This is a genomic window from Roseisalinus antarcticus, from assembly GCF_900172355.1.
Taxonomy (GTDB): domain Bacteria; phylum Pseudomonadota; class Alphaproteobacteria; order Rhodobacterales; family Rhodobacteraceae; genus Oceanicola; species Oceanicola antarcticus_A.
Genome location: NZ_FWFZ01000070.1, coordinates 1 through 6,430 on the forward strand (window position 1 = coordinate 1; position 6,430 = coordinate 6,430).

The 6,430-nt window shown below is 59.1% G+C and carries 7 protein-coding genes; 6 read left to right on the top strand and 1 reads right to left on the bottom strand.

Features of this window, described 5'->3' with window-relative positions; translation table 11 throughout:
* Nucleotides 1-532: 532 nt before the first annotated feature.
* The 6 genes from ROA7023_RS22615 to ROA7023_RS22635 all read left to right on the top strand — a co-directional run bounded on the left by ROA7023_RS22615 (nucleotide 533) and on the right by ROA7023_RS22635 (nucleotide 5,280).
* Nucleotides 533-1,570 carry an ABC transporter substrate-binding protein gene (locus ROA7023_RS22615; protein WP_143535717.1) on the top strand — a complete coding sequence of 346 codons (1,038 nt, stop codon included), beginning with the start codon at nucleotides 533-535 and terminating at the stop codon, nucleotides 1,568-1,570.
* On the top strand, nucleotides 1,567-1,812 hold the full coding sequence (locus ROA7023_RS24205; RefSeq protein WP_143535718.1) for a hypothetical protein: 246 nt from the start codon (nucleotides 1,567-1,569) through the stop codon (nucleotides 1,810-1,812). The genes ROA7023_RS22615 and ROA7023_RS24205 overlap by 4 nt, the downstream gene beginning before the upstream one ends.
* A gap of 106 nt (nucleotides 1,813-1,918) precedes the next feature.
* A complete protein-coding gene (locus ROA7023_RS22620) occupies nucleotides 1,919-2,653 on the top strand; it encodes an ABC transporter ATP-binding protein (RefSeq protein ID WP_200812584.1) in 735 nt (244 codons plus the stop codon).
* Nucleotides 2,653-3,390 (top strand): ABC transporter ATP-binding protein, encoded by a 738-nt coding sequence (locus tag ROA7023_RS22625; protein WP_085881236.1) that lies wholly within the window; start codon nucleotides 2,653-2,655, stop codon nucleotides 3,388-3,390. The genes ROA7023_RS22620 and ROA7023_RS22625 overlap by 1 nt, the downstream gene beginning before the upstream one ends.
* Entirely contained in the window at nucleotides 3,390-4,265 is an 876-nt protein-coding gene (locus ROA7023_RS22630; protein ID WP_085881237.1) for a branched-chain amino acid ABC transporter permease, read from the top strand. Before ROA7023_RS22625 ends, ROA7023_RS22630 begins: the two co-directional genes overlap by 1 nt.
* A gap of 1 nt (nucleotide 4,266) precedes the next feature.
* On the top strand, nucleotides 4,267-5,280 hold the full coding sequence (locus ROA7023_RS22635; RefSeq protein ID WP_085881238.1) for a branched-chain amino acid ABC transporter permease: 1,014 nt from the start codon (nucleotides 4,267-4,269) through the stop codon (nucleotides 5,278-5,280).
* Between the two features lie 4 nt (nucleotides 5,281-5,284).
* On the opposite strand, the gene ROA7023_RS22640 is transcribed toward ROA7023_RS22635, so the two are convergent.
* On the bottom strand, nucleotides 5,285-6,040 hold the full coding sequence (locus ROA7023_RS22640; protein WP_085881239.1) for an alpha/beta fold hydrolase: 756 nt from the start codon (nucleotides 6,038-6,040) through the stop codon (nucleotides 5,285-5,287).
* Nucleotides 6,041-6,430 lie beyond the last annotated feature (390 nt).

Here is a 6,430-nt window from a genome sequence, read left to right on the forward strand (position 1 = left end):
TACAGGTCTCGCAACCCGAACCTTCTCCGAAGATCGACGGTGACCGCCAGCGTCACCACCGGCCGCGCACTGCGCTACGCCGGAGGCTCCGCGCGCGGCCTCCTACACCACTTCCCGGGACACTACCTCTCTTCTGGCCAGAATGCAGCGATTGAGCCTGCGGCGGTAGGGGCAACTGTTCGATCCTAGTGCAATAACGAGCACTTTCGGGTGCCAGATGGAATGACAGGTGGTCGCAGGATTTCGGACCAGTTGCTAAGCTGTAGCAACTGACGAGGGTCTCCAAGTGTGACGACTTCCGACATTACCATCCTCCTTTGGTGACCGTTTTGGATGGTCCTCGCCCACACGATGGATGCCAAGTGGCCCGTCAAATAAAAACATCCCTGATGCCGTGAGACAGGCGCTGTCTGTTGACACGAGAAGCACTTCGCTAAACAGTAAAAAAATCGTTTGCCCGACATTTTGTCGCACACGATGAACGAGTGCAGCGCGGTCACGACGCGCAACTCGAAACAGGGAGGGGAATCGAATGAAATCCACAGGATTAATGCTTTCCGTCGCGACGGCATCTATGTTGATGCCAGGACTTGTTGCCTCACAAGAGGCGATCACCATCGGCGCATCACTGCCGATTACCGGAGGATTGGCCGTCAACGGCCAAAAACACGCAGACGGCTACAACTTGTGCGTAGACCTGACGAATGGCGCAGGAGGATTGCTCGACCGGCCGGTTGAAATCATCATATCGGACAACCAGTCCTCGAACGAAACGGCTCAAGCCCAGTTCGAGCGGCTGATCAATGAGGACCAGGTTTCTTTCTTGCTGGGCACGTTCTCCAGCCGGATCACCTTCCCGACCACATCGGTCGCGGAGCAGAACCAGATGGTCTATCCGGTGCCGTCCGGAGTGGCGCTGCAGATCTACGAGCGTGGCTACGAATATATATTCAATTTCCAGCCCAATGCCGCCGAGTACGTGGGCCTGTCCTACCAGGCTCTCATGGCCGACCTCGTGGATAACGGAGACATTCCTGCGACCGCCGCAGTCGTCTCGGCCGATGACTTCTATGCCAACGCTGCGGTCGCCGGCCTTACCGGCAAGATTAGGACGATCGCTGGCACGGACATCGAAATCGACCTGTCCCCTGGGGCGCTGGCCGAAACCGGGATCGAGGTCGTCTTCGAACAGCAGTGGCCCGAAGAAGGGTTCTCGGATTGGATCACGCTGGCAAACTCGGTCAAGAACAGCGGCGCCGAAATGGTCGTTGGCTTCACCGCATCCCCCGACGAGGCAATCCAGTTGGTCCGCGCCTTCCAGACTGTCAACTACCAGCCCAAGGTCGTAATCATGGGCCAGGGCACACAGCAGGAGTTCCACGATCAACTTGGCGATGGCGCCAACGGTGTATTGATCCAGTCGGCATGTGGAACCCCGCAGTCGAATGGGTCGGCGAGATCGGCGGAGAGCCGTTTTCGAACCAGGACTTCATCCGTGAGTTCAGCGCCGCCTACGGCCACGAACCCGATGAGGACAACGCAATTCCCTTCGCAACATGCCAGGGCATGATTCAGGCGGTTGCCGCCGTCGGTTCGACTGACAACACTGCGATCCGGGACTGGCTTGCGTCGAGAACGGCAGAAGAGCCCGTCCGCACCATCCTCGGGGACTTCCACTGGGACGAGAAGGGCCTGCCGGAGGGCAAATCATTCCTCATCACCCAGTGGCAGGAAGGCGAGTTGCAGTTCGTCTATCCGATCGGCCAGTTCCCTGGCACCGCCGACCTGATCTGGCCTAAGCCGGAATGGTAGGACGACGCTCCCTTTAAGGAAGCGATAACAACTACGCAACCTGTGGCGACCGCCTGAGCGCGGTTGCCGCAAAAAACCCCATTTTCCAAAGCAAACGAGGCGCGGCGTGTCCTTGCTCGAAGTTCGAAACGTGTCCAAATCATTTGATAGCCTCAAGGCTGTGGACGACTGCTCGTTCTCGGTCGAAGAGGGCACCATCACAGCCCTGATCGGCCCGAATGGCGCAGGCAAGACGACGATGTTCAACATCATCAACGGTCTGCATCGTGCCGATCGCGGGGAGATCCGCTTCAACGGCAAGAACATCGAAAAGCTGCAACCACATCAGATCACACGGGTCGGCCTGAGTCGGACCTTCCAGCTTAGCCGACAATTGTCCGATCTCACCGTTCTGGAGAACATCGTGGTGCAGTCGCCAGTGCGCGGCGTGGGCGGGCTGATACGCAGCGCGATCCTCGGGCCGGAGCGCGAAAAGGCGATGGCCCTGCTGGAGTTCGTGGGCATCGCGACACTTGCCAACCTGCCCGCCGCGCGGCTGTCTTACGGACAGAAGAAACTGATGGATATCGCGGCCGGGATGATGGCCGACCCGAAGATCCTGCTGCTTGACGAACCTGCGGGCGGGATCAACCCGGCTTTGCTCGACGTGATCATCGACCGAATCGAGAAATTGCGTGCGCAGGGCGTCACCATCTTCATCGTGGAACACAACATGGATGTGGTCATGAGCATTTGCGACCCGGTCATCGTGATGGCTTATGGAAAGGTCCTCGCCAGCGGCTCGCCCGCCGAAGTTCAGAAAAACGACGAGGTCCTCGACGCATATCTGGGAGTGGGCTGATGGCGATGATCGAGATCAAGGACGTTTTCGCGGGCTATGGCATCGGGCCGGATATCCTGACCGGCCTGTCGCTGAACGTCGTGGCGGGGCGCAGCTACTGCATCGTCGGCCCGAACGGGGCTGGCAAGTCCACGCTGCTGAAGGTGATCTGCGGCCAGCTTCCGCCACGCAGCGGCAGCGTGATGTTCAATGGGCAGGACCTTGCCGGGCTGCGCACTGACGAAGTGCTGGAGAGGGGCATCTGTTTCGTCCCACAGGACCGCTCGCTTTTTACCGACATGACGATCCGCGAGAACCTGCAGATGGGGGGCTACATCCTCAAGGACAGTGCCGAGATCGACCGCAGGATTGAAGGCGTCCTCGAGATGTTTCCGGTCCTGAAATCGCGTCTCGGGCTTGCGGCGAAGACACTGTCGGGCGGGCAGCAGCAGCAGCTTCTGATCGGTCGGGCGCTTGTCTTGCGTCCCAAGGTCATCATGCTTGACGAGCCGACACTCGGTCTCGCCCCGAAGATTTCGCGTCAGATTTTCGATTCCATGAACGAACTCAAGGCCGCAGGTATAGCGATCATTGTGGTCGAGCAAAACGCCAGGATGGGCCTCAACTTCGCGGACTGGGGCTGTGTTCTCGATCTTGGCCGGATGGTTTTCGAGGGTCCGTCTCAGGACGTCCTGTCTGACGAACGGATCGAGCAACTCTACCTTGGGCGAAAACGACAGACAGAGGCGGCAAGCTGATGGTTCAGAACATCCAGATCATTATCCTGGGGCTGGCACTCGGAGGTGTCTATGCGCTCATGGCGTCGGGCCTGACGCTGATCTTCGGCGTCATGGGGATCGTCAACCTGTCCCATTCCGCCTTCATGATCGTCGGGGCCTTTATCGCCTTCTATGCCTTCACGCTCTTTGGCATCGATCCGATCCTGTCGATCGTCATCACCATGCCGGCGATGTTTCTTCTCGGCATCGTCGTATACAAGCTGATCTTCGCCAGATCCTTCGCCGACCCCGCCAAGCGGAGCGTCATGGTCCTCATGACCTTTGCTCTGGCGCTTGTCATCGAAGGAACGCTCGGCTTCTTCTTCAGCAACATCTACCGCTCGACCAGCCCGTCCTACGCCTCTGACGCCGTGATTGTGGGGCCGTTCTTCCTGCCCTTGGGACAGCTTTATGCGATGGCGATGTCGATCGTTATCCTGCTGCTGCTGTGGGCGTACCTCAAGTACACTTGGACCGGTTATGCGATCCGCGCCACGATGCACAACCGCACCGCCGCCGAGGTCGTGGGCGTGAACGTCGACCGGATCTCGATGCTGGTCTTCGGCATCGGCATGGCGCTCGCGGGGGCCTCGGGCTCTGCGCTCTCGTTTGTCTTTTCGTTCTACCCCAGCAAACACTGGGAGTTCGTGGCGATCTTGCTGTCGCTTGTCGTCCTGGGCGGCATGGGCAGCCTGCTGGGGGCGCTCATCGGCGCACTCAGCCTGTCCGTGGTCGCGGCGTTCGTCAGTTCCAACTACGGGCCAACCTGGTCGCCGGTGACGTTCTACCTCGCCCTTTTCATCATTCTACTGGTCCGGCCGCAGGGCCTCCTCGGCAAGAAATCAGGGCTTTGACATGACACAGATCGATACTGACCTCGCCATGGATGCCGCGGCAGAACCGGCTCCGAACATAAGTCGCCGGGTCTTCATCACGGTGCTGATTGCGGCCTGCGTCCTGTTCCCCCTGCTTCAGGTCTTCGTCGGCGGCATGAACTACTACCTGCACATGCTGCTGTTCCTGTTCATGAACATCGCCATCGCCTCGAACTGGAATATCATCGGCGGCTACACGGGATACATCTCTCTGGGGCACAACGTGTTCTTCGCCATCGGTGGCTACGCGGGAGCCATTCTCTTCGCGTATTTCGGCATCTCTCCGTTCATCGCCTTTCCGATCTGCGGGATCGTGACGATGCTGTTAGGCTTCCTGATCGGCTCGATCACCCTTCGGGCAAGCGGGCCGACCTTCATCATCTCGAGCATCGCGCTGGTCCTTCTGGTGCGGATCCTCTTGGAAAACTGGGAGTATATCGGCGGCACCAACGGGATCAGCCTGGAGTTGGTCGACCTGCCGGTGGAATACGTGAAATTCCCGTTCTACTACCTGATGCTGCTGCTCGCGGTCGGATCGGTGGCGATGTCGATGGCGATCCGCCGGTCCAAGTTCGGGCTGGGCCTCCGGGCGATCTCGCAAGACGAGATCAAGGCCGAGGTCGCCGGCGTCCCGACGCGGCGCTACAAGGTCCTTGCGTTCGGATTGTCAGGCCTCTTCATCGGCATGGCCGGCGCACTTTGGGGTTACTACCTGACCTACCTCAGCCCGGTGATCTTTCTGTCAATCCTCGTAGGCGCAAAGTTCGTGCTGATGACAATCCTGGGAGGGCGCGGAACAGTGTCGGGCCCGGTCGTCGGCGCGATAGTCTTCATTCTAGCAAACGAGTTCTTCGTCAGCCAGTTCGGCGCGACCGAACTGAACATCGCGGCAACAGGTCTCGCGCTGGTCGTGGTCTTGCTGTTCTTCCCCGAGGGGATCATCGGAACGCTGAAGGAGAAGGACCGACTGCCAAAGTTCCTGGATTGGGACTGAAGGATCAGGGGTCGATTTCAAGAAATGGCATGATCACCGACAGGAACCGGTCGGGATCCTCCAGGTGCGGAGCGTGCGCCAGACCCTCGAGGATCTCGAGCCGGCAGTTCGGCAGAGCCTCTGAAAGTGCACGGCCAAGCGGCAAAGTGGTTGCGGAGTCGTTCTCACCGACCACCACAAGGGCGGGTGCCTGGATTCGGTCGAGGTCGGCCGTCAGATCGAGTTCGGCAAGAGACCGACACGCCGCGGCAAACACATCCGGATCGATCAACTGAAAGACTGCTTTCAACGGGGCGATCTGGTCCGGATGTGCTGCGATATGTTCGGGTGAGAACATCCGGAGCATCGCCTGATCGACCAGTGCGCCCATGCCATCTGTTTCGGATTTCACAGCCATTCCCCTGAACGCCGCTCGCCCCGGATCCGGGAAGCGGATCGCGCTTCCGGCCAGCACGATACGGTTCAGCTTCTCCCCATGTCGCAGGGCAAGCATCAATGCGACGAAGGACCCGAGTCCGTTGCCGATTACGTCAACATCGGGACCGATCCCGTGCTCATCGAATGCCTCGGCGATCGCGTCGGCATATCCCTCTAATGGGGCGGCCTTGGGCGACGTTCCGAACCCCGGCATGTTGACGTTATAAACCGTGCGGTATGCCCCGAGCCTCCTCGCGATTTCCTTGAACGAGCTCCGATCCTGAAGGAGGGAGTGAAGCAATATCAGCGGCTTGCCTGCGCCACTCTTTACGATGTCCAGCATTCTCGTTTCTCCGGAGTAAGGTTCCGAGAGTAAGGATAGACTGGAAGCCCAGCCATTGTCCCCAACAATCAAGGCAGGTGGCAATTTTCCCCAGGCGGCCCCGAGTCTGCCGGTTCACGCAACTATGGAGCAGGCAGGAAGGTCTTGTCAGAAGGATTTTGGTTGAGGCGGGCAGGGCGGTTTCGTAGCATCCATTCATGTCAAAACACGACCCATTCAAGGGCTTTCACAGCAGTCCTGAAATCATCCGCTTGGCGGTGATGGAGTTATGCCCGAAAGTTGGTGATGGTCTGAAGTAGGCGGCATATCATGGCGGTGTTCAAGATGCCGTCGTTCTCAGAGAGAAAGGATATGCCACCATGGCCAAATCTACCGTTGTCCCGTTCGAGC